General features: G+C 63.7%; 25 protein-coding genes. 17 read left to right on the top strand and 8 right to left on the bottom strand.

The window, feature by feature from the left end; genetic code table 11:
• Nucleotides 1-55: 55 nt before the first annotated feature.
• Nucleotides 56-598 (top strand): methylated-DNA--[protein]-cysteine S-methyltransferase, encoded by a 543-nt coding sequence (locus tag IVB23_RS17380; RefSeq protein WP_247804428.1) that lies wholly within the window; start codon nucleotides 56-58, stop codon nucleotides 596-598.
• Between the two features lie 128 nt (nucleotides 599-726).
• Here the strand turns inward: IVB23_RS17380 and IVB23_RS17375 are convergent, their stop codons facing one another.
• Together IVB23_RS17375 and IVB23_RS17370 are read right to left on the bottom strand one after the other, a co-directional pair.
• Nucleotides 727-2271 carry an acyl-CoA synthetase gene (locus IVB23_RS17375; protein WP_247804427.1) on the bottom strand — a complete coding sequence of 515 codons (1545 nt, stop codon included), beginning with the start codon at nucleotides 2269-2271 and terminating at the stop codon, nucleotides 727-729.
• 195 nt (nucleotides 2272-2466) lie between these two features.
• Complete coding sequence (locus IVB23_RS17370; RefSeq protein WP_061879188.1) at nucleotides 2467-3639, bottom strand: acetyl-CoA C-acetyltransferase; 1173 nt, start codon at nucleotides 3637-3639, stop codon at nucleotides 2467-2469.
• A gap of 210 nt (nucleotides 3640-3849) precedes the next feature.
• Between IVB23_RS17370 and IVB23_RS17365 the strand changes: the two genes are divergently transcribed.
• The 8 genes from IVB23_RS17365 (at nucleotide 3850) to IVB23_RS17330 (ending at nucleotide 13059) form a co-directional block, all read left to right on the top strand.
• On the top strand, nucleotides 3850-4452 hold the full coding sequence (locus tag IVB23_RS17365) for a TetR family transcriptional regulator (protein ID WP_035707126.1): 603 nt from the start codon (nucleotides 3850-3852) through the stop codon (nucleotides 4450-4452).
• A 58-nt stretch (nucleotides 4453-4510) separates the two neighbouring features.
• Nucleotides 4511-5269, top strand: a complete 759-nt coding sequence (locus IVB23_RS17360) for an SDR family NAD(P)-dependent oxidoreductase (RefSeq protein WP_024337318.1) — start codon at nucleotides 4511-4513, stop codon at nucleotides 5267-5269.
• Between the two features lie 194 nt (nucleotides 5270-5463).
• Entirely contained in the window at nucleotides 5464-6270 is an 807-nt protein-coding gene (locus IVB23_RS17355; protein WP_197966010.1) for an enoyl-CoA hydratase-related protein, read from the top strand.
• 44 nt (nucleotides 6271-6314) lie between these two features.
• Nucleotides 6315-8186, top strand: coding sequence for an AMP-binding protein (locus IVB23_RS17350; RefSeq protein WP_247804426.1), 1872 nt, complete (start codon nucleotides 6315-6317; stop codon nucleotides 8184-8186).
• Nucleotides 8187-8344: 158 nt separating this feature from the next.
• Complete coding sequence (locus tag IVB23_RS17345) at nucleotides 8345-9472, top strand: acyl-CoA dehydrogenase family protein (protein ID WP_247804425.1); 1128 nt, start codon at nucleotides 8345-8347, stop codon at nucleotides 9470-9472.
• A gap of 145 nt (nucleotides 9473-9617) precedes the next feature.
• Nucleotides 9618-10862 carry an acyl-CoA dehydrogenase gene (locus IVB23_RS17340; protein ID WP_247804424.1) on the top strand — a complete coding sequence of 415 codons (1245 nt, stop codon included), beginning with the start codon at nucleotides 9618-9620 and terminating at the stop codon, nucleotides 10860-10862.
• A gap of 112 nt (nucleotides 10863-10974) precedes the next feature.
• On the top strand, nucleotides 10975-12219 hold the full coding sequence (locus IVB23_RS17335; RefSeq protein ID WP_247804423.1) for an acyl-CoA dehydrogenase: 1245 nt from the start codon (nucleotides 10975-10977) through the stop codon (nucleotides 12217-12219).
• Nucleotides 12220-12360: 141 nt separating this feature from the next.
• Nucleotides 12361-13059 (top strand): nitroreductase, encoded by a 699-nt coding sequence (locus IVB23_RS17330; protein ID WP_247804422.1) that lies wholly within the window; start codon nucleotides 12361-12363, stop codon nucleotides 13057-13059.
• A 100-nt stretch (nucleotides 13060-13159) separates the two neighbouring features.
• Here IVB23_RS17330 and IVB23_RS17325 read toward each other — a convergent pair whose 3' ends face one another.
• Complete coding sequence (locus IVB23_RS17325) at nucleotides 13160-13708, bottom strand: sigma-70 family RNA polymerase sigma factor (protein WP_018316216.1); 549 nt, start codon at nucleotides 13706-13708, stop codon at nucleotides 13160-13162.
• Nucleotides 13708-13941, bottom strand: a complete 234-nt coding sequence (locus IVB23_RS17320; RefSeq protein WP_024337325.1) for a NepR family anti-sigma factor — start codon at nucleotides 13939-13941, stop codon at nucleotides 13708-13710. Before IVB23_RS17320 ends, IVB23_RS17325 begins: the two co-directional genes overlap by 1 nt.
• Nucleotides 13942-14159: 218 nt before the next feature.
• Here IVB23_RS17320 and IVB23_RS17315 point away from each other — a divergent pair, with 218 nt between their 5' ends.
• The 3 genes from IVB23_RS17315 (at nucleotide 14160) to IVB23_RS17305 (ending at nucleotide 16171) form a co-directional block, all read left to right on the top strand.
• A complete protein-coding gene (locus IVB23_RS17315; protein WP_028179299.1) occupies nucleotides 14160-14966 on the top strand; it encodes a response regulator in 807 nt (268 codons plus the stop codon).
• 162 nt (nucleotides 14967-15128) lie between these two features.
• The gene (locus IVB23_RS17310; protein WP_247804421.1) at nucleotides 15129-15743 is read left to right on the top strand and encodes a nuclear transport factor 2 family protein; all 615 of its coding nucleotides are present in this window, start codon (nucleotides 15129-15131) and stop codon (nucleotides 15741-15743) included.
• A 242-nt stretch (nucleotides 15744-15985) separates the two neighbouring features.
• Complete coding sequence (locus IVB23_RS17305; RefSeq protein WP_061879196.1) at nucleotides 15986-16171, top strand: hypothetical protein; 186 nt, start codon at nucleotides 15986-15988, stop codon at nucleotides 16169-16171.
• 161 nt (nucleotides 16172-16332) lie between these two features.
• Here IVB23_RS17305 and IVB23_RS17300 read toward each other — a convergent pair whose 3' ends face one another.
• From IVB23_RS17300 to IVB23_RS17290, 3 genes are all read right to left on the bottom strand, one after another.
• Nucleotides 16333-16737 (bottom strand): BA14K family protein, encoded by a 405-nt coding sequence (locus IVB23_RS17300; RefSeq protein WP_245312028.1) that lies wholly within the window; start codon nucleotides 16735-16737, stop codon nucleotides 16333-16335.
• 567 nt (nucleotides 16738-17304) lie between these two features.
• Complete coding sequence (locus IVB23_RS17295; RefSeq protein ID WP_082822027.1) at nucleotides 17305-17967, bottom strand: response regulator transcription factor; 663 nt, start codon at nucleotides 17965-17967, stop codon at nucleotides 17305-17307.
• Entirely contained in the window at nucleotides 17964-19994 is a 2031-nt protein-coding gene (locus IVB23_RS17290; RefSeq protein ID WP_247804420.1) for an ATP-binding protein, read from the bottom strand. Before IVB23_RS17290 ends, IVB23_RS17295 begins: the two co-directional genes overlap by 4 nt.
• A gap of 160 nt (nucleotides 19995-20154) precedes the next feature.
• Between IVB23_RS17290 and IVB23_RS17285 the strand changes: the two genes are divergently transcribed.
• Nucleotides 20155-20973 (top strand): Crp/Fnr family transcriptional regulator, encoded by an 819-nt coding sequence (locus IVB23_RS17285; protein WP_247804419.1) that lies wholly within the window; start codon nucleotides 20155-20157, stop codon nucleotides 20971-20973.
• A gap of 45 nt (nucleotides 20974-21018) precedes the next feature.
• Nucleotides 21019-21255, top strand: coding sequence for a hypothetical protein (locus tag IVB23_RS17280; protein ID WP_061879198.1), 237 nt, complete (start codon nucleotides 21019-21021; stop codon nucleotides 21253-21255).
• A gap of 214 nt (nucleotides 21256-21469) precedes the next feature.
• On the opposite strand, the gene IVB23_RS17275 is transcribed toward IVB23_RS17280, so the two are convergent.
• Nucleotides 21470-21667 carry a hypothetical protein gene (locus IVB23_RS17275; protein ID WP_131869020.1) on the bottom strand — a complete coding sequence of 66 codons (198 nt, stop codon included), beginning with the start codon at nucleotides 21665-21667 and terminating at the stop codon, nucleotides 21470-21472.
• Nucleotides 21668-22231: 564 nt separating this feature from the next.
• On the opposite strand from IVB23_RS17275, the gene IVB23_RS17270 reads away from it, so the two are divergent.
• From IVB23_RS17270 to IVB23_RS17260, 3 genes are all read left to right on the top strand, one after another.
• Nucleotides 22232-22651: a hypothetical protein gene (locus IVB23_RS17270; RefSeq protein WP_247804418.1), complete on the top strand. Its 420-nt coding sequence runs from the start codon at nucleotides 22232-22234 to the stop codon at nucleotides 22649-22651.
• 111 nt (nucleotides 22652-22762) lie between these two features.
• Nucleotides 22763-24640, top strand: coding sequence for a molecular chaperone HtpG (htpG, locus tag IVB23_RS17265; protein ID WP_247804417.1), 1878 nt, complete (start codon nucleotides 22763-22765; stop codon nucleotides 24638-24640).
• 124 nt (nucleotides 24641-24764) lie between these two features.
• Nucleotides 24765-25049: a DUF3551 domain-containing protein gene (locus IVB23_RS17260; RefSeq protein WP_061879201.1), complete on the top strand. Its 285-nt coding sequence runs from the start codon at nucleotides 24765-24767 to the stop codon at nucleotides 25047-25049.
• Nucleotide 25050: the final 1 nt, after the last annotated feature.

The following is a 25050-nucleotide window of genomic DNA, read 5'->3' as shown; positions in this document are numbered from 1 at the left end:
TTTGCCGCGAGATGAAAGTGGGGGCCTGCACGAGACGCAAGCCAGGAACCTAGCCATGACCGACCAGCATTTTGCCCTGTTCGATACCCGGATCGGCCTGTGCGCCATCGCCTGGGGCCCGCGCGGCATCAACGGCACGCAATTGCCGATGGGCGGCGAGCAGAAGATCCGCACCCGCATCAGCCAGCGCCACGCCGATGCCAGCGAAGCCGAGCCGACCGCCGCGGTGCAGCAGGCGATCGACCGCATCACGAAACTGCTCGCGGGCGAGCCGGATGACCTCATCGACATTCCGCTCGACCTCGACGGCGTGCCCGAGTTCAACCGCGGCGTCTACGACATCGCCCGCACCATTCCGCCGGGCAAGACGATCACCTATGGCGACATCGCCAAGCAGCTCGGCGGCGTCCAGCTGTCGCGCGACGTCGGCCAGGCGCTCGGCCGCAACCCCTGCCCGATCGTCGTGCCCTGCCATCGCGTGCTGGCGGCCGGCAACAAGCCCGGCGGCTTCTCGGCGAACGGCGGCGTGGTGACGAAGCTGAAGATGCTCGAGATCGAAGGCGCGTTGGTGAACCACACGCCGAGTTTGTTTGATTGAGGTTGCGAAAGCTTGCTCGGCGTCATGGCCGGGCTTGACCCGGCCATCCACGTCTTCCTTCGCAGCACAAAGAACGTGGATGCCCGGGACAAGCCCGGGCACGACGGTGTTGGGAGCAGGCGCTCGTCCTAAATCTTCGTCGCCGTCTTCGGCCAATACCGATCGCGCAGATGCCGCTTCACCAGCTTGCCGGTCGGCGTGCGCGGCAGTTCGGCTTCGAAGTCGATCGAGCGGGGGCACTTGATCGCGGAGAGGCGGGTCTTGCAATAGGCGATCAGATCCGCCTCCAGCGCCTTGCCGGCGCGGCTCATGTCGTGGGGCTGCACCACCGCCTTCACCTCTTCGCCCATCTCTTCGTTCGGCACGCCGAACACCGCGACGTCGGCGACCTCAGGATGCGTGATCAGCACGTCCTCGGTCTCCTGCGGGTAGATGTTCACCCCGCCCGAGATGATCATGTAGGACTTGCGGTCGGTGAGATAGAGGAAGCCGTCATTGTCGAGATAGCCGACATCGCCCAGCGTCGACCAGCCCTTGGCGTTGTAAGCCTTCTTCGTCTTCTCGGGATCATTGTGATAGGTGAAGGCGGGCGCGTCGGCGAAATAGACGGTCCCGATCTCGCCGACCGGCTGCTCCTCATCGTTCTCGTCGAGAATCTTGATCTTGCCGACCACGGCCCGGCCGACGCTGCCGCGGTGCTCCAGCCATTGCTGCGAGTTGCAGACCGTGACGCCGTTGCCTTCCGAGCCCGCATAATACTCGATCAGGATCGGTCCCCACCATTCGATCATCTTGGCCTTGACGTCGACCGGGCAGGGCGCGGCGGCGTGGATCGCGCCCTTCAGCGTCGAAACGTCGTACTTCGTGCGCACCTCGTCCGGCAGCTTCAGCATGCGCACGAACATGGTCGGCACCAGCTGCGACTGCGTCACCTTGTATTTCTCGACCAGCTTCAGGAATTCCTCGGCATCGAAGTGCTCCATGATGATGGAGGTGCCGCCGAGCACGGTGGCCATCATGTTGAAGCGCAAAGGAGCTGCGTGATAGAGCGGCGCCGGCGACAGATAGATGCTCTCCGCGTTCATGCCGCACATGTCGGCGCAGAGCACGCGCAGGAAGGCGTTCGGCACGTCGATCCTGTTGCCTTCGAAAGCCTTCTTGATGCCCTTGGGCCGTCCGGTGGTGCCGGAGGAGTACAGCATGTCGTAGCCGGCGACCTCGTCCGCGATCGGCGTGGTCGGCTGCGCAGCGGCTTCCTTGTCGTAGGAGCGGAAGCCGGGCAGAGGCTCGTCCATCATGTAGAAGATCGGCTCGCCGGCGGTGCCCTTGTTCAGGCCCCTGATCTGGTCGGCGCACTTCGGCGTGGTAATCACGACCTTGGCGCCGCAATCGGCGATGATGTAGTCGATCTCGTCCTGCTTCAGGTAGCGGCTGATCGCGGTGTAATAGAGCCCGCTGCGCTGCGCGGCCCAGCACAGCTCCATGAAGGCGAGGCGGTTCTCCATCAACAGCGCGATGTGGTCGCCGGCCTTTAGCCCGAGCGATCGGAAGAGATGTGCGCCCTGGTTCGAGAGCTCGTCGAGCTCGCGATAGGTGATCGCCTTGCCGGTCCCGGCCATCTGGTAGGCGATCTTGTCGGGCGTGGTGAGGGCGTGGATGGAGGGGTGGGTCATGGCGAAGGTCTCGCAACAAAGAAGGTGTCATCCCGGCAGAAGCCGGGATCCATAACCACAGGGCGTGGTTGTTGAAACGAGATGGAGCTCCGGCGCAGCACAACCACGGAGTCCTGTGGCGATGGATCCCGGATCGGCGCGCGCTTGTGGCGCGCTCGTCCGGGACGACATTGTTTGTGGGACGACGTCTCGGCTTTACAGCCGCTCGACAATCGTCACGTTGGCCATGCCGCCGCCCTCGCACATGGTCTGGAGGCCATAGCGCTTGCCGCGCTGGTGCAGGGCGTGGACCAGCGTGGTCATCAGCTTGGTGCCGGAGCCGCCGAGCGGATGGCCGAGCGCGATGGCGCCGCCGTTGACGTTGAGGCTATCAGGATCGGCGCCGGTGGTCTTCAGCCATGCGGTCGGCACCGAGGCGAAGGCCTCGTTGACCTCGAACAGGTCGATGTCGCCGATCTTCATGCCGGCCTTCTCGAGCGCGCGCTTGGTGGCATGCAAGGGAGCATCGAGCATGATCACGGGATCGCCGCCCGTCATGGTCATGTGGTGGACGCGCGCGAGCGGCTTGACGCCGAGTTGCTTCAGGCCCTTCTCGTTCACCACCATGACGCCGGAGGCGCCGTCACAGATCTGGCTGGCGCTGGCCGCGGAGAGCCTGCCGTTCTCGGCGATCAGCTTGACGCCCTTGATGCCGTCGAGGCTGACGTCGAAGCGGATGCCCTCGTCGATGTGGTGGGTGTCCTTGCTGCCGTCGGCGCGGGTGATCTCGAGCGGCACGATCTCCTTCTTGAAGTGACCGGATTGCGTCGCTGCGATCGCGCGCTGGTGGCTGTTGTAGGAGTACTCGTCGAGCTCGTCCTTCGAGAGGCCGTACTTCTCGGCCATCATCTCCGCGCCGGTGAACTGGCTGAACACGATGTTCGGATACTTCTTCTCGATGCCCGGGCTCTTGTAGTTGCCAAAGCCGTTCTTGGCCGGAAGCTGCGACGACAGGCCCATCGGCACGCGCGTCATCGATTCCACGCCGGCCGCGATCACGACGTCCATCGCGCCCGACATCACGGCTTGCGCGGCGAAGTGCAGCGCCTGCTGCGAGGAGCCGCACTGGCGGTCGATCGAGGTGCCCGGCACACTCTCCGGCAGCTTCGAGGCCATGATCGCGTTGCGCGCGACGTTGTTGGACTGCTCGCCGACCTGCATTACGCAGCCCATGATCACGTCCTCGACCAGGGCGGGATCGACCTTGGTGCGATCGACCAGCTCGTCCAGCACCTTCGCGGCGAGATCGGCCGGATGCCAGCCGGCGAGGCGGCCCCCCTTGCGCCCGCCCGCGGTGCGCGCAGCGGCGACGATATAAGCCTCGGCCATGTCGGTCTCTCCCTGAATTTTTGACTGGGTTGGTTGTCGGGTCGGATTTAAGGGATCGGAGATCGTTTAGTCAATCGATCAATTAACTCTTGTGATGAGGCGCTGCTTGGGCTTATCTGCACCCCGCTTCAAGCGGCGAAAACAGGGATCTCCGTGGCTACCAGCGTACCGAACAGGCTCCCCGGCGGGAAAAATTCCACGGCAGAGAAATTGCTGGTGGCCGCGAGCGAGCTGATGATCGAACGCTCCTCGATCGAGATATCGCTCTCCGATATCGCGCAGAAGTCCGGCGCCAACGCCGCGCTGGTCAAATATCACTTCGGCAACAAGGACGGCCTGCTGCTGGCGCTGCTTGCACGGGATGCGGCGACCGAGATGTCGAATCTCGAATATCTGCTGGCGCAACCGATCACGTCGACGGCGAAGCTGAAGCTGCATATCGCCGGCATCATCCGCGCCTATCACCGATTCCCCTACATGAACCGGCTGATCCACTATCTGCTGCACGAGACCAGCGCGGGCTCCGCCGACGAAGTCTCGAAATTCTTCGTCGCCCCGCTGCTGGATTTCCACCGCCGCCTGCTCGCCGAAGGCGTCAGCCGCGGCGAATTCCGGCAGACCGATCCGGTGCTGTTCTACACCAGCCTGATCGGGGCCTGCGATCATCTGTTCTTCGGCCGGCATGCGATGTCCCGCGCGACCGGCGTCGGCCCGGTCACCGATGATGTCTGCCGGCAATACATCAAGCACATGGAAACGCTCATCTGCGGCGGCATCCTCACGCAAGCCGAGGAAGCTGCCGCGGCCGGATAATCGGCCGAACTCCAAGTCCAGAGAAGAAACGCCCAAGGAAAAGGTAGAGGTACAAGCGATGCAGTTGAAAGACGTAGCCGTTCTCATCACCGGCGGTGGTTCGGGCCTTGGTGCCGCGACCGCCCGCGCCATGGCTGCCAAGGGCGCCAAGATCGGCGTGATCGACCAGAGCAAGGAAAACGCCGAGAAGGTCGCGGCCGAGGTGAAGGGCGTCGCGCTTCATGCCGACGTCACCAGCGAAGAGCAGATCAAGGCGGCGATCGCCAAGGCCGAAGCCGCGCACGGCGTCGCGCGGGTGCTGATGAACTGCGCCGGCATCGGCGGCTCGCAGCGCATCGTCGGCCGTGACGGCGTCTACCCGCTGGAAAAGTTCGCGCGCATCATCAACGTCAACCTGATCGGCACGTTCAACTGCCTGCGGCTGTTCGCCGAGCGCCTCGTCACGGCGGAGCCCATCGGCGAAGAGCGCGGCGTCATCATCAACACCGCTTCGGTTGCCGCTTATGAAGGCCAGATCGGCCAGATCGCCTATTCGGCCTCGAAAGGTGGTGTCGTCGGCCTCACGCTTCCGGCCGCGCGCGATCTCGCCAGCCAGAAGATCCGCGTCAACACCATCGCGCCCGGCCTGTTCTTCACACCGCTTCTGATGGGCTTGAACGAAGAGGCCCGCAAGAGCCTGGGCGCCCAGGTGCCGCACCCCTCGCGTCTCGGCGACGCCAATGAATACGGCATGCTCGCGGTGCACATCGTCGAGAACCCGATGCTCAACGGCGAGACCATCCGCCTCGACGGCGCCATCCGCATGGCGCCGCGGTAATTCTTTTCTTTCCTTCTCCCCCTGTGGGAGAAGGTGGCGCGAAGCGCCGGATGAGGGGTTCTCTCCGAGATCTCATCTGTGGAGACAGACCCCTTACCCAAGCGAGTATGTGGCTAGCGATGTACATGCCCTCTCCCACAAGGGGAGAGGGCGCAGCAATCGGCGCCGAGACCCGCGGCAAGCACGAGGCTCCCATGTCCCAACCGCTGCTGATCGAGCATGACGACGGCGTCGACCGGGTGACGCTCAATCGTCCTGACAGTCTCAATGCACTCGATCCCACGCTGATCGACGCGCTCAACGATTATTTCCAAGGCCTGCAGCGCAATCGCGACACGCGCGTCGTCGTGCTGAAGGGCGCCGGCAAGAATTTCTGCGCGGGTCTCGATCTCAAGCACGCGATGCAACGCCGCGCCGGGCAGCAGGAGCCGCCCGGCGTCACGGAGTCGCTGGATTCGCAGCGACGCATCGCCGACATCGTGATGCTGATGCGGCGTTGTCCGCAGCCGATCCTGGCGCTGGTGCAGGGTGCGGCGGCCGGCGGCGGCTTTGCTCTGGCGCTGGCCTCCGACATCCGCATCGCGACGCGGTCGGCGCGGATGAACTGCGCCTTCATCAAGCTCGGCCTCGGCGGCTGCGACATCGGCACCAGCTATTTTCTGCCGCGGCTGGTCGGCGTCTCCGTGGCATCGGAACTGATCCTCACCGGACGCTTCATCGGCGCCGAGCGAGCGCTCGCGGTCGGGCTCGTCTCGGAAATCGTCGAGGAGGACGGTCTGGATGACGCGGCCGAGCCTTACGTCGAGGCGATGATGACGGCCTCGCCAGTGGGCCTGCGCCTGTCCAAGGAATGTCTCAACATGAGCGTCGATGCCGGATCGCTGGAAGCTGCGATCGCGATGGAGGATCGCAACCAGGTCCTTTGCAGCCGCTCGGAAGAGTTTTCGGAAGGCATCAGGGCCTTCCTCGAGAAGCGAAAGCCTGTCTATATCAAGCGCTGAACGACGAAGATCCGCAAAGGACAATAATTCCGGGAGACGCAAAAATGAGTGGAAGCGCGGCGGCCGTGATGACGAAGCCCGCCTTTCGCAAGGTCCAGTGGCTCGCGCGCGACATCGAGGTCGAGCGCCGCAATGACGGCACTGTGGTGCTGAAGTCGCGCATTCCGCTGCAGCCTTATGAGAAGCACATTCCGGCGTCGCTGGCGAAATGGGCGAAGGAAGCGCCCGAGCGCATCTGGCTGGCGCAGCGCGGCGGTCCGAACCGCGAATGGCGCAAGGTGTCTTACGGCGAAGCCAAGCGCACCGTGGATGCGCTGACGCAAGGCTTGCTCAATCTCAAGCTCGCGGGACGTCCGGTCACGATCCTCTCCGGCAATTCGATCGAGCACGCGCTGATGACGCAGGCCGCGATGCAGGCGCGCGCTCCAGCGGCTCCGGTCTCGCCGGCCTACTCGCTGATGAGCCACGATCACGTCAAGCTGAAATATCTGTTCGACCTGATCAAGCCGGCTGTCGTGATGGTGCAGGATGGCCCGACCTTCGAGAAGGCGCTGAAGGCGCTCGATCTCACCGGCGTCACCGTGGTTCACGTCGCGCGGCCCTGCGACGGCATCGAGAGCGTCAGCTTTGCCGAGCTCGCGGCAACGTCAGTGACGGCGGATGTCGAAGCGTCGATTGCGGAGATCACACCCCAGACCGTCGGCAAGCTGCTGTTCACGTCGGGCTCGACCGGCATGCCCAAGGCCGTCATCAACACGCAGGAGATGATGTGCGCCAATGCGGCGATGATGATGCAGGTGCGGCCGCGCGATCCGAATGGCCCGATCTCGACCATGCTGGACTGGATGCCCTGGAACCACACCATGGGCGGCAATGCGGCGTTCCACCCGATCCTGGTCGACGGCGGCACGCTCTATATCGACGACGGAAGGCCGATGCCGGGCCAGTTCGACGAGACGCTGCGCAATTTGCGTGAGATCTCGCCGACCTATTACGCCAACGTGCCCGCCGGCTACGCCGCGCTCGCGGCCGCGATGGAGAAGGACGACGCGCTCTGCCGCTCCTTCTTCAAGAATCTCTCGATCATGGCCTATGGCGGCGCGCGGCTGCCCGACGATCTCTATGAGCGCATGCAGGCCCTCGCCGTGAAGACCACCGGTGAACGCATCGTGTTCTACACCGGCTGGGGGTCGACCGAGACCGCGCCAACGTCGACCGGCACCTATTGGGACACCGAGCGCGTCGGCCTGATCGGATTGCCGTTCCCCGGGGTCGAGCTGAAGATGGTGCCGTGCGGCTCGAAATACGAACTGCGCCTGCGCGGCGTCAACGTCACGCCGGGCTATTTCGGCCAGTCGGATCTTACGACGAAGATGTTCGACGAGGAAGGATTCTACTGCATCGGCGATGCCGGCATCTTCGTCGACGACACCGATCCGGTACAAGGCATCATCTTCGCTGGCCGCGTGGTGGAAGACTTCAAGCTCACCACCGGCACTTTCGTGCATGTCGGCTCGCTGCGGACCGATGCGATCGCCGCGGCGACCCCTGTGGTGCACGACGCGCTGGTCGCGGGGCAGGATCGCGCCTTCATCGGTTTGCTGGCCTGGCCCAATTTGCATGCCTGCCGCCAGCTCGTCGGCAATCCCGATCTGAGCTTTGCCGATGCCGTGAGCCATCCCGAGGTGATCGCCTGCTTCAGGCGCGGCCTGGAAGCGCACAACCGGGAATGCGAGGGGGCCAGCAGCCGCATGATTGCGCGCGCGATGCTGATGGTCGAGCCGCCCTCGATCGACGGCAACGAGCTCACCGACAAGGGCTACATCAACCAGCGCGCCGGGCTCGAGCGCCGCGCCGCGCTGGTGGAGCGGCTCTATGCCGACAGACCGGACGAGGATGTGATTGTGCTGCGATGAGTGCGCAAATCTCTCACCTCGTCATTCCGGGATGGCCCGAAGGGCCAGGCCCGGAATCCATAACCCCGGCTGGTGGCTATGGATTCCGGGCTCGCGCTACGCGCGCCCCGGAATGACGGTGCCAATAATGACAACGAATAACCAAAGGTAGCCCGCCCATGAACTTCGATTTCTCCGACGACCAGAAGCAGCTCCGCGACCAGGCTCGCAAGTTCCTCGCGGAAAAATGCCCGGCGAAGGCGGTGCGTGTCGTGCTCGACGGCAAGGCGCCTTACGACAGGGAGCTGTGGAAAGGCCTTGCCGAGATGGGCTTCCTCGGTGTCGCGATTCCCGAGGAATTTGGTGGTGCGGGCGCCGGCCATCTCGAGCTCTGCGTGATCGCGGAGGAAATGGGCCGGGCCAACGCGCCGGTGCCGTTTTCCTCGACGGTCTACCTCGCTGCCGAAGCGCTGCTGATCGCCGGCAGCGACGCGCAGAAGAAGAAATGGCTGCCGGCAATTGCTTCGGGCGAGGCGATCGGCACGCTTGCGCTGTTCGAGGGCAAGGGCAATCCGTCGCCGAAGAACGTCAAGATCACCGCCGCGAACGGTGTCCTTAACGGCGTCAAGAAGCCGGTGGCCGACGGGGCAATCGCCGATTTCGCGGTGGTTGCCGCGCGCACGGGATCGAGCGGACGCGAGAATGACATCTCGCTGTTCCTGGTCGACCTCAAGGCCGGCGGCGTCGAGGTGAAAAGCCTCACCAATCTCGATCCGACCCGCGGGCAGGCCGAGATCAGCTTCAGGGAGTGCAAGGCAGAGCCGCTCGGTGCCGCGGGCGAAGGCTGGAGCATCCTGACCCAGATGCTCGATCGTGCCGCGGTGCTGTGCGCGTTCGAGCAGGTCGGTGGTGCCGATCGCGCGCTGGAGATGGGCCGGGACTACGCGCTCGACCGCATCGCCTTCGGTCGCCAGATCGGCTCCTTCCAGGCGGTCAAGCACATGCTCGCCGACATGTACGTCTCGGCGACCCTGGCACGCTCCAACAGCTATTACGGCGCCTGGGCGCTCTCGACCAACGCGGCCGAACTGCCGGAGGCCGCAGCCGCCGCGCGCATCAGCGCAACGCAGGCGTTCCAGCACTGCGCCAAGAACAACATCCAGGTTCACGGCGGCATGGGTTTCACCTGGGAGTTCGACTGCCACATGTACTACCGCCGCGCCAACGCGATGGCGCTCGGGCTCGGCAGCCTCAGCTATTGGGAAGATCAGTTGATCGACCGTATGCGCAAGAAGAACGCGGCCTGATGACAGGTGCGTAGGGTGGGTTAGCGGAGCGGGTTGCGCGAAGCGCGAGCCGCTCGGCGTAACCCACCTCTTCTGTCGAAGAGGAAACCAAAGAGGTGGATTACGCCTTCGGCTAATCCACCCTACGGACAACAGAGAAAAAGCCATGAACTTCGACGACACCCCGCAGGAAGCCGAATTCCGCGCCACAGCGCGCGCCTGGATCAGCGCGAATGCGCCAAAGCAATACGAGGAAGAGCTGCGCAAATCCTCGCTCGGCCGCACCGTCCTCAAGAACGCCAACATTCTCGAAGTGGCAAAAGCCTGGCAGAAGAAGAAGGCCGACGCCGGCTGGGCCTGCCTGCACTGGCCGAAGGAGTATGGCGGCCGGGGCGCCTCGCCGATCGAGCGGGTGATCTGGCAGGAGGAAGAGGGGCCGTTCGGCCAGCTGTCCCGCATGTTCATCATCGGCCACGGCATGTGCGGGCCGACCATGATGGCGTTCGCGCGCGAGGAGCATAAGCGCAAATATCTGCCGCCGCTCGCCTCCGGCGAGAAAATCTGGTGCCAGCTGTTCTCCGAGCCCGCCGGCGGCTCTGATGTCGCAGGGCTTCGCACGCGCGCCGAGAAGGATGGCGACGAGTGGGTGGTCAACGGCCAGAAGATCTGGACCTCGGGCGCGCATTATTCCGACTACGGCATTTTGCTCACCCGCACCGATCCGACCGTGCCCAAGCACAAGGGGCTCACCATGTTCTTCCTGGACATGAAGAGCCCTGGCGTCGAGGTCAGGCCGATCAAGCAGGCGAGCGGGGCCTCGGATTTCAACGAGGTCTATTTCACCAATGTCCGCATCCCCGACCATCAGCGCCTCGGCGAGGTCGGGGACGGCTGGAATGTCTCGCTGACCACGCTGATGAACGAGCGCAGCGCGATCGGCGCGGCCGTCTCGACCGGCTTCCCTGAATTGTTCGAGTACTGCTCCAGCCTGATGCTCGACGACGGTCCGGCGATCGAGGATCGCGCGGTGCGCTCGAAGCTGGCGAACTGGGCGGTGAAGGCGAGCGGCCTGAAATACACCAGCATGCGCGCGATCTCGGCGCTGTCGAGGGGCGAACGCCCGGGGCCGGAAAACTCCATCGGCAAGCTGGTCGCCGGCTCGATGATCCAGGACGTTGCGACCTACGCGCTGGATCTGCAGGGCGCAGCCGGCGTCGTCAGCGGCGAGGATGCCGAGCTGGCCGGTCGTTTCCAGGCCATGCTGCTGCGTGCGCCCGGCACCCGCGTCGAAGGCGGCACCGACGAGATCATGCGCAACATCATCGCCGAGCGGGTGCTGGGCCTGCCCGGCGATATCCGTGTCGACAAGGACGTGCCATTCAACAAGATCCCGACGAAGGGAAGGAATTAGCCGTCATTCCGGGGCGCGCAACGCGCGAACCCGGAATCTCGAAGTGAATATGCAAGCTCTGGATTCCGGGTTCGCGCGTTGCGCGCCCCGGAATGACAAGAAAGGAAGCGCCATGAATTTCGACGACACGCCACAGGAAGCCGCATTCCGCGAGACCGCGCGCAAATGGATCGAGGCCAATGCGCCGAAGGAGCTGCATGCCGAGCTGTCAAAATCCTCGCTCGGCCGTATCCGCCTTGCCAATCGCGACATCGTGGATGTCGGCAAGGCCTGGCAGAAGAAGAAGTTCGAAGGCAATTGGGCCTGTCTGCACTGGCCGAAAGAATATGGCGGCCGCGGCGCCACGCCGATCGAGAAGGTGATCTGGCAGCAGGAGGAGGGCTTCTACGGCAAGCTGACGCAGCCGTTCCAGATCGGCGAGGGCATGTGCGGCCCGACCGTGATGGCTTTCGGCAGCGAAGACGCCAAGCGCCGCTACTTGCCCAAGCTTGCCTCGGGCGAGGAGATCTGGTGCCAGCTGTTCTCCGAGCCATCGGCCGGCTCGGACGTTGCGGGCCTGCGCACGCGCGCCGAGAAGAAGGGCGACAACTGGGTCGTCAACGGCCAGAAGATCTGGACCTCGGGCGCGCATTACTCCGACTACGGACTGCTGATCGCGCGCACCGATCCGAACGTGCCCAAGCACAAGGGCCTCACCATGTTCTTCCTGGACATGAAGAGCCCCGGCGTCGAGGTGCGGCCGATCAAGCAGGCCAACGGCATGCAGGAGTTCAACGAGGTCTATTTCACCGACGTCGTGATCCCCGACAGCCAGCGGCTGGGGGCCGTCGGCGAGGGCTGGAGCGTGTCGCTGACCACGCTGATGAACGAGCGCATGTCGATCGGCGCGCGGCTTGCGACCGGCGTGCCTGAGATGTTCGAGTTCTGCTCCAGCCTGATGCTGGAGGACGGACTCGCCATCGACGACCCCGCCGTGCGCTCGAAGCTCGCGAGCTGGGCGGCGAAGTCGAGCGGGCTGAAATACACCAGCTACCGCACGATCTCGGCGCTGTCGAAGGGGGAGCGGCCGGGCCCGGAGAATTCGATCGGCAAGCTCGTGTCGGGCATGATGCTCCAGGACATCGCGACCTGCGCCATGGACCTCCAAGGCGCGGCCGGTGTTCTCACCGGCAACGACGAGGAGACGGTGCAGGGCCAGTTCCAGCAGATGCTGCTGTCCTCGCCCTCGATGCGCATCGCCGGCGGCACCGACGAGATCCTGCGCAACATCATCGCCGAGCGTGTGCTGGGATTGCCCGGCGACATTCGCGTGGACAAGGACGTGCCGTATAACAAGATCCCGACCAAGGGGCGGTGATACCAGTCTTGTAGGGTGGGTTAGACGAGCAGGTGGGCGAAGCCCATCTGCTCGGCGTAACCCACCATCTCCGCCGATGCGCAAACCAAAGAGGTGGGTTAGGCCTTCGGCTAACCCACCCTACGAAGAGCGAGCTGATTCATGGACGCTACCGTCAAACAAACCGACCGCATCGGCGTGCTCGAGGAGCTGCTCAACGAGCGCTACTCCGTCCGCGCCTTCCTTCCCCGGGAAGTCGACCGCGCGACCATCGAGCATGTGCTGACCACCGCGCAGCGCACGGCGTCCTGGTGCAACAGCCAGCCCTGGCAGGTCATCATCGCCAGCGGCGAGGCCAAGGAGCGCTTTCGCAAGGCGATCTACGCGGAGGCCTCAAAGGGCCTTGGCGATGATTACGATTTCACGCCGCCGCGCGAATATGTCGGGGTCTACCTGGAGCGCCGCCGCGAAAGCGGCTTCCAGCTCTACAACACGCTCGGCATCGCCCGTGGCGACAAGATGGCCTATGCTAGGCAGGCGCTCGAGAACTACAATTTCTTCGGCGCGCCACATGTCGCGATCATTCACACCAACGAGCCGCTCGGCATTTACGGTGCGATCGATTGCGGCGCCTATGTCAGCAATTTCATGCTGGCCGCGCAGGCGCTGGGGCTCGGCACAATACCGCAGGCGGCGCTCGCGCGGCATTCCGGGCTGATCCGCCGGCATTTCAATCTGCCCGACGACCGCCGCGTCGTCTGCGGCATCTCGTTAGGCTACGCCGATCACGCGCACAAGGTCAACAGCTACCGCACCTCGCGTGCGAGCGTGGCCGATACCGTGACCTTTGTTGACGAGTGATCGAGCGCCGCGAACCCGGCGCCACCCGCATCGGACGCGCGCGAAGACGGCCGTGGAAACGGCCGTCTTCGTTTCGTCCGAGTCCGATTGGCGTCGGCTGTCAGCCGCCGCTGCCGCCGATCACGGCCCGCACCGTCTCGTCGGGCCCGAAATCCTCGGCGCCGTCGACATAGAGCAGCGCGGCGAGCTTCGAGCGGGCGCGGTTCACGCGGCTCTTGATCGTGCCGACCGCGCAGCCGCAGATCGAGGCCGCGTCCTCATAGGAGAAGCCGGACGCGCCGACCAGGATCAACGCTTCACGCTGATCCTGCGGAAGCTTGTCGAGCGCCGTGCGGAACTCCTCGAACTCGAGATGCGCGTTCTGCGAAGGCTGTGTCTTCAGCGTCTTGGCGTAGTTGCCCTCGGCATCCTCGACCTCGCGCCGCCGCTTGCGATAGTCGGAGCGGAACAGGTTGCGGAGAATCGTGAACAGCCAGGCCGGCAGGTTGGAGCCCGGCTGGAACGAGTCGATGTTGGCGAGCGCACGCAGCAGCGTCTCCTGGACCAGGTCGTCGGCCCGGTCCGCATTGCCGCTGAGCGAGATGGCGAAGGCGCGCAAACTGGGCACGGCCGCCAGGATGTCGTTACGAAGGGAGTCCGTGAGAGGCATTAATCCCTCCCATTGTTGTTGTCGTTGGATCCACCCTCATTTTCCACGTGGGGAGTCGCTCCCGGCGCATCAAGCTTCTTGATCAGTTCGGCGAACCGATCCGGAACCCCCTGTCGCACGACGTCGTCGTACATGGCGCGCAATTGATGCCCGATCCGGGATTGAATCTCCGGAGTGAGGCCTCCCTTGCCGGGGGTCGTGCTTCTGCTGGCTTGAGACTTGAGATCTTTCATGACCTGTTCCACGTTTCCCCGAGTTAAGTGACTGCAAATTCGAGAGGTTTTCTCAACCGGGAGCCGTTCCCTGGATAGGCTCAATTCCAGGTCCGCGAAAAAGTTCCGCGCTCTACGGAACTTTTCTTGAGCTGATGCGTAGTCAGCCCAGCAGGGGAACCCGGGCCCCCCGCGTGTCTCCTGACCTCAAGGCTGGCCCGAAGACGAATGGAGTGGGGATGTCCCGTTCACAGCTTGTTGCTGAACACTTGCCGTTGTTGCGCCGGTACGCGCGCGCCCTGACCGGCAGCCAGGCCTCCGGTGACGCCTATGTCGCAGCCATGTTGGAAGCCATGCTGGGAGATCCGTCGGTGCTCGATGAGAGCCATGGGCCTCGGGCCGGCCTGTTCCGGCTGTTCACGCAGATCTGGAATTCGGTCTCGGTCAACGAGGATGCCGAGGTGACGACCCTGCCGATGCCGCCGGAGCGGCGGCTGTCGAACATCACGCCGCTGCCGCGTCAGGCCTTCCTGCTGCTTTCGCTCGAGGGCTTCTCGGAAGAGGAAGTCGCCTTCGTCCTTGGCACCGACGTCGCGGAGACGCGGCGCCTTGCAGACGCTGCCGGACGCGAGATGGCGGCCGAGATTGCGACCGACGTGCTGATCATCGAGGACGAGACCTTCATCGCGATGGACCTCGAGAGCCTGGTGAAGAATCTCGGCCACAACGTCGTCGGCGTCGCGCGCACCCATGCCGATGCAGTGGCGCTGGCCAAGAACAAGCGGCCCGGCCTGATCCTAGCCGACATCCAGCTCGCCGACGGCTCGTCGGGCCTTGATGCGGTCAATGAACTGCTGCGTACCTTCGAGGTGCCCGTGGTGTTCATCACGGCCTATCCGGAGCGCTTCCTCACCGGAGAGCGCCCCGAGCCGGCGTTCCTGATCTCAAAACCGTTCCAGCCGGCGATGGTATCGGCAGTGGCGAGCCAGGCCCTGTTCTTCCAGCGCAATTCGCGCAATCGCGCGCCGAAGGCGCCGGCGGCGTAAGAAGGCCTGGTAGCCCGGCAATTGGCGAAGTGATCTGATCCGGCGTGCCGCAAGGCACGCCGGATTTTTCATGTCCGCTGCCATGCTTGACGGCCGTGGAATTCACCGCCCATACCTCATGCAGAGGCTGCGCCTGCGGCCGCACCAATCGGAGATGTCCCCATGGATCAGCAACTCCTCGACCGCCTCGCCATCCGCGATCTCGTCGAGAACTGGGCGGTGTGGCGCGACGCCGGCGACTGGGAGCGCTTTGCCACGGTCTGGCATGACGAGGGCTGGATGTCCGCCACCTGGTTTCAGGGGCCGGCGCGGGATTTCATGCGCGTCAGCCAGGAGGGATTCGCGAAAGGCGTGCGCATCCTGCATTTCCTCGGCGGCACCAGCATCGATCTTGCCGGCGAGCGGGCCATCGCCCAGACCAAGATGACGATCTCGCAGCGCGCCCTGGTGCACGACGTGCTCTGCGACGTCGTCTGCACCGGGCGCTTCTACGATTTCCTGGAGAAGCGGCATGACCAATCCGGTATTGGCAAATGGGGCATCGTCCGCCGCCAGCCGATCTACGAGAAGGACCGGATCGATCCGGTCGATCCCGCCGCGACGCTGCGCCTCGACCAGGAGGCGCTCGCCGCGCTGCCCGAAGGCTATCGCCACCTCGCCTACATGCAGGAGCTGATCGGCTACAAGGTCAAGCGCGACATGCCGGGCCTCACCGGCCCGGAAGTCGAGAAGCTCTATGGCGAAGGGCGGGAATGGCTCGCGGCGAAAGCGACGTAAGTGGCAAACGAGGAAGGCCGGCCGATCGGAGCCGCGCGAAAGCGGTCCGAACAGCCTCGTTCATGTCGGTCTCTCCTAGTGAAACGGGCGCCTGCCCGATCGACGGCTGCAACAAGGATGGCCATAGCCGCACCAAGCGTGCATGCGGGTCAGGGATTTCCTGACGCCGATTGGAGGTTACCTGACTGACGAGACGACATGAGGCCGCGCAAGATCGAGCCGGGACCGTGCAGGAGGAGACCATGGAGCTTGCGATCGGCTTGGGCATGCTGGTGATTGCCATCGTGCTGATCTACGCCGGACTGCCGGACAAGCAGGGCGGCAGTCCTCGCTTCCTGCGGTTCCATGCCGCATCCGTCCTGTATCCACCCTTGATCCTCGTATTCATCGCGCTCGGTACGGCTCAGGTCGTCTTCTCCTTCGATTAGGGCGATGCGTCCGATGCGCATGAATGGTGATGCGGCCAGGAGCTGAGAGAGCTACATAGCCATCGACGCCACTCCCGTTGAATACGACGTTCCAACCCTTCGATTGGCACGTCGCATGTCAGGAAGAGACGCCGACGTCGTTCGCCTACGCAGGTCTCAAATCACGGACAGGGATGACGTTGCCCGTCATATCCGAGATACGTTCCCGAAGCCGGGTCGTAGGATTTGAATCGTTGCGAACAGTACGCATCGTTTTCGGCTGCCTGGGCGCGGCTGTTCGCGATCGCTCCCCCGATAGCGGCGCCGGCCGCAAATCCACCGAGCGCCGGGGCCCAGCCGTAACGGCGCGGATAGCCATAGCGCCATCCGTGGTGGTGATGGTGATGATGCCATCCTCCTCGCCATTGAACGGCGACGATGTTGGAGGGCATACCGGGCGTGCTTTGTACAGCAAGAGGTGCGGCCGTCGCGCTGTTCACGCCGAGACTGTTCATCCCAAGGCTGTTCGCTCCAAGGGTGGTCGCAAGCAGCGCGCCTGCGACGGCCAGCTTTTGCAAATGTCTCACTTTCGATCTCCGTTTATCACGCTTCGCGTTGGGCCAATTCATCTGCTAGCCCAAGGTTCAATTGCGCAAGGTACAAACGCGTACCCAAGCGAGCAGCGTAAACGGATGGCGATGACCCATCGATGGCCTGAAGGAGTGCGTACCGAAACGTACGTTCCGAGCCGGCATGCCGTGACAGCCGCGAGGGCTCATCGTAAGATGTCGTCTCGCGGCAAAGATAAAATTCGGGCCGCCAAGATCATTTCCAGGAGGGAATACGGCTCCGACGCTCGCGTCAGAGCCGTTTTTCGCTGGGCCGCAAACCTCGCACGGCCAACTCTTCTTGAACAGTCACCGAGCCGGTAGCTGTCACGCAAGGCGTTCAAGGGCGGCCGGGCTGACCCGGCGCGGAAGCGTAATCTCGCGCATCGAAAAGAGCGGGGCGGAGCATCACAATTGCCGCGATGCCGGATTCCCCGTTCCGGCGTCAGCCTCAGCTGCAGGGACTCCGGCTCAGCCCACGACCCGGTCCTTATCGAGTCGAGCGGGATAGGAGCCCACACCGCGTTTGGCGCTGGCATCGCCACGTCATTCCTTGGACAGATGATCGAGCCAGCCCTGAGAGACGCCGTAGCGGACGATGTCGGCGCGCTTGTGCAGCCCCAGTTTCTCCACGGCTCTCGATTTATGAGTTTCGATGGTCTTGATGCTGACGTCCAGGCGCGCTGCGATCTCCTTGTTGCTAAATCCCTGGGCAATGAAGCGGAGGACCTCGGCCTCGCGCGGCGTGAGCTCCAGCTGAGTTGTGCTTTCGGAAGGTGCGTGATCGCCGGGTGGAGATGGCAGCGCTTTCTCCGCGATCGCCGGGTCCAGATAGATCCCGCCCTCGGCGATCGCACGGATGGCACGCACCAGTTCATCCGCTGCGGATCGTTTGAGCAGATATCCACGTGCGCCGGCCTGCAACATCGGCTGAACGTAAGCACGATCCTCGTGCACCGTGAGTGCCAGCAATCGAACGTTGGGAAACTCGATCGCAATTCGTTGCGCCAGTTCGATGCCGCTAATGATTGGAAGCGAGATATCCAGCACGGCAATATCCGGTCGCTCCCTGCCGATGACGTCGATCGCGTTCTGCCCGTCGGTCGCCTCGCCAACGATGGAGATGTCTTGAACGGGCTCCAGCAAGGCCTTCATGCCTGCAAGGACAAGCGGATGATCGTCAGCCAGCGTGATTCGGATCGGTTTCACGAGCCTGCATCCTGTCCGGAAAGAGGTACCGTCATGAAGAGTGTCGTCCCGATATTGGGCGCGGATTCGACGGTAAGCGATCCGCCGAGCAGCGCCAGCCGCTCCTCCATGACGGAAAGGCCGAGTCTGGAAGCGTTGAGGCCCGACAGTTTCGACGGATCGAAGCCGATCCCGTCGTCTTCGACGATGACGCGAAGTTCGTCCTTTCGCCGGTCGAAGACGAGACTGACGTTGCGCGCATTGCCGTGCTTGGCCACATTGTTGAGAGCTTCTTGAATCGCGCGGTAGAGGGCGATCTCGACTTCGATCGGGAGGCGGTCTGCCGGTCCAATCAACTGGACGTCGGTACTGATTCCGAAGCGCCGGGTCCACTCCGCACAGAATGCTTCGATGGCTCTGTGCAGTCCAAGATCGTCGAGGGCGGTAGGACGAAGGTCTGCAGCGATCTCGTGGATGTCTCGTCCGATCCCGCTGGCGAGCCCCTGCAGCCAGTGCAACTTATCGACCTGAGCCGGATCGGAGGATGTCGTCGCGAGCGATTGTTCGAGGTTCTTCAACCCCAGCAGCAGCCCGGTCACCGTCTGACCGATCTGATCGTGCAATTCACGGGAGATTCGCCGGCGTTCGTTCTCCTCGGCGTCGCCGAGCCGCCGCAGCAGGCGCTGGCGATCGAACTCCGCCCGCTTCATCTCGTCAATGTCCAGGAGCACACCGATGATGACTTCGGCGTTGTATCCGTCGATCCGCGAGCTGCGGCCGCTGGCGCGCAGCCAGCGGCCGTCCGGAGGAGCCGTGCGGAACTCTGCGGCGACGGCGTCGCTCTTGCGGGATTGCAGCAATATCTTCTCGAATGAGGCGCGGTCCGCCGGGTCGATGCCGGTCAGGAGCGTCTCGAAGGGAAGGCTCACGTCGCCGGTGGCGGCGCTCTTGATGATCTTGAGCATGTCCAGGGCCCGTTGCGAGGCGATGACTTCGCCGGTCGGCACGTTCCAGCTGAATACTCCGAGATCCGCCGCATCGACCATGAGCCGTCGTCTTTCCTCGCTCTGTCTCAGGGCCAGCGCGGCTTGGGCCTCTTGCTCGACGCGTCGCTGCGATATGTCGCGCGCCGTAAACCAGACGAGCGCGAGCCCGAGGGCCAGGCTCACGGCACCTCCACTGGCGAGAAAAATTGCTGACCGGCGGACCGGGGCATCGAGCTGGTCCGTCGGGATGGCGAGGTGAACCGACCAACCGCCTGTGCCAGGCAGTCCCTTGTAGATGGAGTCGACCTTGGCTCCTTCGAGCGTCGTCCCGACATAGCTGCCTTGGGACCCTTGGGCGATTGCTTCCCGCACAGATGCGCTGGCTGGACGGCCGAGCTCAAATTGCTCGGCGACGGTGCGCGCGACGATGTTGCCCTTGCCATCGACGACGACGCCGACCCATCCAGGCGGCGCCCCCGCGCTCTTCAGAATCTGGCTGACCGCGTCGGGCACCAGCGCGACAGTCAGGACGAATCTGAGGTCGCCGTTCCGTTCGACGGGGGCTCGCAAGGCGACGAGGCGTTTGCCCGAAATCGGACCCAGAGGTCCAATTCCACCGATCGCCGCCTTGCGGGTCGTCAGGATTCTCTCGAAATTCTCCCGATCTGCAGTTGCCCCGAGATCGGCTCCGATGGGGCGTAGCAGATTGAGCACTTGATTGCCCTTGGGGTCGACCAGCTCGATCGTTTCCCAAAGAGGCCTGGTTTCCTTGACGCGTAGAGCCTCGACATAAAACGACGAGAGATCCGAAGTATCAAGGCTGGCTGAGGCAGCAAGCGTCTCGGCGATCTGGACCTGAAGCGCCAGATCCGAAGAGATTCGCGTCACGACACGGTCGAGCGTTTCGAGAGCGGCGAGGCGCGAGTCGGTCCGCTCTTGGCGGGCATTCAGGAAAACGACCCACCCCGCGAACAGAACGAGCGGAATGGCCGCCGCCATGATGAGCAGGATCAGCGGACGTTGTGCGGCCCGCGCCGAACCTGGTTGGACAACTGCTCTCACTCTCGGTGCCTCACGTTAGCATGGCCGCGGTTCGCAAGCCGCAGCAACCCGCCAAAGCCAACTTGTCAGGTTTTTCCTGACGGGAACCGTCCTTCAGCCCGACTGGGCCAAAAGTGACCCACTCCCCATGATCGGTCAAACGGCAACCGAGAGATGGCACATGCTGGAACTGGATCTTGTAAAGAAGAACGCGCGAAAACCGGGGACTGCTCCGTCGATCGTGTCGAAGATCGCTCCCCAGACGCGCGACGCATCGCCTCCCTCCTTGGGCAACGACCTCATCGCGCATCTCTCGCCTCGGTCGCGTCGATTGGTTCTGGACCGCTGCGATTCGATCCGCTTGACGGCACGACAGGTGCTGCAGGAGCGAGGTCTTCCCCTGCAATACGCATACTTCATCGAGTCCGGGGCGGCGTCGCTCACGACCCGGGTCGGAGATTGCCCGCCTGTTGAAATCCATACCCTGGGGAAAAAAGACTTCGTCGGCGTCCCCCTGGTGCTCGGAATGCGGATCTCTCCGCATCGGTGCACTGTTCACGTTCCTGGAAAGGCGCTGCGGATCCAAACCGAAGCGCTGATCGGGTTGATCAAGACGGACACAGAGGTGGAGAAGCTGTTGTTGCGGTACGTCCAGGCAACGCTGATACACAGCGCTCAGTTGGTCGCATGCAACTCGCGGCATAATCTGTCGCAGCGGCTGGCCCGATGGCTGCTGGTCGCACGCGATCGGATCGGAGACAACGAGGTTGCATTGACTCACAAATGCATGGCGCAAGCGCTCGGCGTACGCCGTGCCGGCATTACGACTGCGGTGGGAGACATGGAGGCAAACGGTCTGATCCGGCGGAGCCGTGGGCGAACGGTGATCGTCGATGAGACCCGCCTGGAGCAGGCATCCTGCGACTGCTTCCGCGTCATTCGATCCGCCCACGAGAATTCTCTGTTGGGACCGATCGCGTTGCGCGTCGCGCATCCTTGACCTCAGGGTTTTGCGTGGGGCTTGTGCAAAAGGAGGGCATGCGGCATGAGTCTGGCGTCCACGATCGTTGGAAATGGCAAATTGCAGTCTGATGCGGAAATTCTTGTAGAGGCGCTTGAGGAGACCAAGCGCCTGCTTGCGTCGGCCGGAGTTGCCGGCGCGACATGCAGGTCCGAGCAGCACGAACTCCTGAATATGATCGAGTTCGTAATTTATGATCCGGCCGTCGCGCGTGCCGCGGAGCGGCTGAAGCTGCGTGCACGATTGAAAGCGGTCGTCTGACCGACCTTTGGCCCGTCGACCCATTCAGCATATTGAGATATTGCGATATTGCGGAATGAGGCGGCCGAACACGCCGCGCGGATCTGACCAGGATGCCGCTTCGTCCCATCGCAAGAAGTTCGTGAGTGGTACCTCGGTTCTTCTGACGTCGGCTTGCTGTGCTCCTCGCGTCCTTGATCGCTTGCCTCTACGTAGCGATACGAAGCGGTCACACCTAGGACGAATCCTCGGCCGGACCGTTGATGGCGTCGATCAGGTGCGCCACAAGAATGCTGGCGCTGAAGAACATCATGCAGGCGACCACAATTCCGATCATTCGCGTGCCTTCGATGTGGGGGATGACACGTAGCGCGCCAAGACCGCTTCCCAAACCCGGTCGAGGATAGTTTGGAAGATGGTCGTCCGACGCCATGATTTCCCGGCGTGCGCCGGGATGTTGCGCGCGGCCCGGGGGGCTCCCGGTCCGGGCGACAGAACGCGGGGGCCGTCACCTCGGCCGGTGGATAGCCAGCTGCCGATTTTCGATCGCACGAACAATGTCATATCCAGTCTCCCGGGATGGCAGCGGTGCCGGGTAAGGCTGGAGTTCAAATGGCCTCCGGGCTAGTCGGGCTGACTCCCCGGGCAGTCAGGAAATTCCCCACGTTGCGACGGCGCAACGATATGCGCGGCATTGTGCCGGCTTCCGCCGAGCGCGCTCCGGGGCCTTCAACGGAATCTCCGGGCGGCTTGCGGACAAAAGTAAGGCGCGACCGGCATCACCACAGTCGCGCCCTACGTCGCCGGCTTATGGGGCAGGGGGGAATAGCCGGCTGCTGAGACGACTCCTGACCGTCGGAGTCGTTCCATGGCTTGCGAAATATTTCGCCGACCTGCGGCATTTTCCGCACACGGTTAAGTGATCGTAATGGCCGAGAACCGCCGATCCTGTGGCGGCGTTGTTCCCGTGATCGCCATGGGCGAGGGATTGACAGCCATGTCACAGATTCAAAAGGTATTTTTAGGCGCCATTGCGACCGTCGCCACGCTCGGTGCTGTGCAATTGGCCTCCGGCCATGACTTGGCCGGTCGCTGGCAGGCGGTCGCCGACACCCGCGGCGCGAACCTCGCCCCGAGCCACAACGTCAATCGCACCGCAAAGGCGGACCGGCTGGCCGAAATCAAGCCGGCGCCGGCTCCGACCCGCACGGTGTCGATGCGGCTGAACGACCTCGCCGACACGTCGGTGCTGCTGCGGCTCCCGGCGGTGATCGAGACCGGCAACGCCAAGCCGCCGGTGCTGCTCCTGAACCAGCAGAAGGTTCGCACCAGGCCGACGACGATCGCCTGTGAGCCGATGGTCAGCTCCCTGACCGAGGTCGCAAAGCTGCTCCAGCCCGGCCGTTGCGTGACCTGATCCGCGCCTCCCGTGACGGGAGCCCTCCGGGCGGATGCTTCACATCCTCTTGATCCGCCGTTGCCTCGCGCTATATCCGGGTTCCTCCCTTTGTTTTGACCGGGTAAGCGCATGACGACGTCAGATACGGCTGTGCATACGCAGCCTTTCCAGGCCGAAGTTTCCGAACTGCTGCACCTGATGGTGCATTCCGTTTATTCGGAAACCGATATCTTCCTCCGCGAACTCATCTCCAATGCCTCCGATGCCTGCGACAAGCTGCGCTACGAGGCCATCGCCAGTCCCGCCCTGCTGGGCGAAGGCGACGCGCTCAAGATCCGCATCATCCCGAACAAGACGGCCAAGACGCTTGCGATCGCCGACAACGGCATCGGCATGGAGCGGCAGGAGCTGATCGATCATCTCGGCACCATCGCCCGCTCCGGTACCAAGGCGTTCGTATCCAAGCTGAAGGAGGCCAAGGACGGTCTCGGCCTGATCGGCCAGTTCGGCGTCGGCTTCTATTCCGCCTTCATGGTCGCCGAGAAGATCGTCGTGATCAGCCGCCGCGCCGGCGAGAGCGACGTCTGGACCTGGACGTCGTCCGGTGGCTCCGGCTTCGAGATCGCCCGCGCCAGCGACGAGGACGCGGCGCGCGTGACACGCGGCACCGAGATCGTCCTGCACCTGAAGGACGAGGCCAAGAAGTATCTCGAGACCTACGAGATCGAGCGCATCGTCACGGCCTATTCCGACAACATCCTGTTCCCCATCGAGCTCGTGCCCGAAGAGGGCGAGCCGCGCCAGATCAATTCGGCCAGCGCGCTATGGCAGCGCGCGAAATCCGAGCTGACGGCGGACGACTACAAGAAGGCCTATCAGCAGATCGCTTCCGCCTTCGACGATCCCGCGATGACGCTGCACTACCGCGCCGAGGGCCGCTATTCCTACGCCGTTCTGTTGTTCGCGCCCTCGACCAAGCCGTTCGACCTGTTCGAGCCTAACCGCAAGGGGCGCGTGAAGCTCTATGTCCGGCGCGTCTTCATCACCGACGATGCCGATCTGTTGCCGGGCTATCTGCGCTTCATCCGCGGCGTCGTCGACAGCGAGGATCTGCCGCTCAACATCTCCCGCGAGATGCTTCAGAACAATCCGCAGCTCGCGCAGATCCGCAAAGCCGTGGCGACCCGGGTTGTGTCCGAGCTCGAAAGTCTTGCCGACAAGGACCCGGAGAATTTTGCCAAGATCTGGGACGCCTTCGGCGCGGTGCTGAAGGAAGGCATCTACGAGGATTTCGAGCGGCGCGAAAAGCTGCTTTCGCTGTCGCGCTTCACCACCACGTCGGGCGAAAAGCGTTCGCTGAAGCAGGTCATCGCCGATTTCAAGCCGAACCAGACCGAGGTCTATTATCTGGTCGGCGACAGCATCGAGCGGCTGAAATCCAATCCGCGGCTGGAAGCCGCGACCGCGCGCGGCATCGAGGTGTTGCTGCTGTCCGATCCCGTCGATGCCTTCTGGACCTCGATGCCGTCGGAGTTCGACGGCAAGCCGCTGAAGTCGCTGAGCCAGGGCGATCTCAATCTCGACCTGATTCCGCGCGTCGACGAGGCGGACGAGGCGAAGAAGGACGAGCCGGCCGCGGATGAAGCGGCCACCATCGCCGTGATCAAGGCCGCGCTCGGCGAACGCGTCAGCGACGTCAAGGCCTCGACCCGGCTCACCAGCTCGGCCTCCTGCCTCGTCGCCGACAGCCAGGGGCCCAGCCGCGAGCTCGAGCGCATCCTGTCGCAGCAGAACCGCGGCATGAAGACCAAGCCGATCCTCGAGATCAATTTGCGCCATCCGCTGGTTACCGCGGTCACCAAGGCGCAAGCCGGCTCGAAGGTCGTCGACGATCTCAGCCTGTTGCTGCTCGAACAGGCGCAGATCCTGGACGGCGAATTGCCGGAGGACCCGGCGGCGTTCGCGGCAAGGCTGAATCGGCTCGTGCTGCAGGGGCTCGGCGCCTAGCGCCGCAGCCCCACCCTACTCACCTTGCCGTCATCTATTTGCAGGAACAGTCGCGTCCGCCGTGATGTTATGCCATATGGAACCGCCGGCCCCGATCCGCCGGCGGCTACTCGAGGATGCGTCCATGCGCTTGCCGATCTTGACCCTCACCGCGATTGCGACCCTGTTCGTCGCGGCAGATGCCAGCGCCCAGACCTATGATCCGCGCTATCCGGTGTGCATGCACGTCTATACACCCGGCGGCGGCTTCGGCGGTGGCGGCGGAGACTATTTCGACTGCTCTTTCACCTCGCTGCCGCAGTGCCGCGCGACCGCGTCGGGGCGCTCGGCGAGCTGCGACCTCAACCCGTATTACGCCTTCGATCAGCCCCCGCCGCGCCCGCGCAAGCGGCAGAAGCAGCAATACTAGC

The organism is Bradyrhizobium sp. 191 (assembly GCF_023100985.1).
Lineage (GTDB): Bacteria > Pseudomonadota > Alphaproteobacteria > Rhizobiales > Xanthobacteraceae > Bradyrhizobium > Bradyrhizobium diversitatis.
The sequence above is the reverse complement of the archived record's forward strand: the minus strand, read 5'-3'. Positions and strand labels throughout refer to the sequence as shown.

Coding starts and splice junctions, on each gene's coding strand:
- IVB23_RS17380 (WP_247804428.1), top strand. CDS start 56: ATGACCGACCAGCATTTTGCCCTGTTCGATACCCGGATCGGCCTGTGC.
- IVB23_RS17375 (WP_247804427.1), bottom strand. CDS start 2,271: ATGACCCACCCCTCCATCCACGCCCTCACCACGCCCGACAAGATCGCC.
- IVB23_RS17370 (WP_061879188.1), bottom strand. CDS start 3,639: ATGGCCGAGGCTTATATCGTCGCCGCTGCGCGCACCGCGGGCGGGCGC.
- IVB23_RS17360 (WP_024337318.1), top strand. CDS start 4,511: ATGCAGTTGAAAGACGTAGCCGTTCTCATCACCGGCGGTGGTTCGGGC.
- IVB23_RS17355 (WP_197966010.1), top strand. CDS start 5,464: ATGTCCCAACCGCTGCTGATCGAGCATGACGACGGCGTCGACCGGGTG.
- IVB23_RS17350 (WP_247804426.1), top strand. CDS start 6,315: ATGAGTGGAAGCGCGGCGGCCGTGATGACGAAGCCCGCCTTTCGCAAG.
- IVB23_RS17345 (WP_247804425.1), top strand. CDS start 8,345: ATGAACTTCGATTTCTCCGACGACCAGAAGCAGCTCCGCGACCAGGCT.
- IVB23_RS17340 (WP_247804424.1), top strand. CDS start 9,618: ATGAACTTCGACGACACCCCGCAGGAAGCCGAATTCCGCGCCACAGCG.
- IVB23_RS17335 (WP_247804423.1), top strand. CDS start 10,975: ATGAATTTCGACGACACGCCACAGGAAGCCGCATTCCGCGAGACCGCG.
- IVB23_RS17330 (WP_247804422.1), top strand. CDS start 12,361: ATGGACGCTACCGTCAAACAAACCGACCGCATCGGCGTGCTCGAGGAG.
- IVB23_RS17325 (WP_018316216.1), bottom strand. CDS start 13,708: ATGCCTCTCACGGACTCCCTTCGTAACGACATCCTGGCGGCCGTGCCC.
- IVB23_RS17320 (WP_024337325.1), bottom strand. CDS start 13,941: ATGAAAGATCTCAAGTCTCAAGCCAGCAGAAGCACGACCCCCGGCAAG.
- IVB23_RS17315 (WP_028179299.1), top strand. CDS start 14,160: ATGTCCCGTTCACAGCTTGTTGCTGAACACTTGCCGTTGTTGCGCCGG.
- IVB23_RS17310 (WP_247804421.1), top strand. CDS start 15,129: ATGGATCAGCAACTCCTCGACCGCCTCGCCATCCGCGATCTCGTCGAG.
- IVB23_RS17305 (WP_061879196.1), top strand. CDS start 15,986: ATGGAGCTTGCGATCGGCTTGGGCATGCTGGTGATTGCCATCGTGCTG.
- IVB23_RS17285 (WP_247804419.1), top strand. CDS start 20,155: ATGCTGGAACTGGATCTTGTAAAGAAGAACGCGCGAAAACCGGGGACT.
- IVB23_RS17280 (WP_061879198.1), top strand. CDS start 21,019: ATGAGTCTGGCGTCCACGATCGTTGGAAATGGCAAATTGCAGTCTGAT.
- IVB23_RS17275 (WP_131869020.1), bottom strand. CDS start 21,667: ATGGCGTCGGACGACCATCTTCCAAACTATCCTCGACCGGGTTTGGGA.
- IVB23_RS17270 (WP_247804418.1), top strand. CDS start 22,232: ATGTCACAGATTCAAAAGGTATTTTTAGGCGCCATTGCGACCGTCGCC.
- htpG (WP_247804417.1), top strand. CDS start 22,763: ATGACGACGTCAGATACGGCTGTGCATACGCAGCCTTTCCAGGCCGAA.
- IVB23_RS17260 (WP_061879201.1), top strand. CDS start 24,765: ATGCGCTTGCCGATCTTGACCCTCACCGCGATTGCGACCCTGTTCGTC.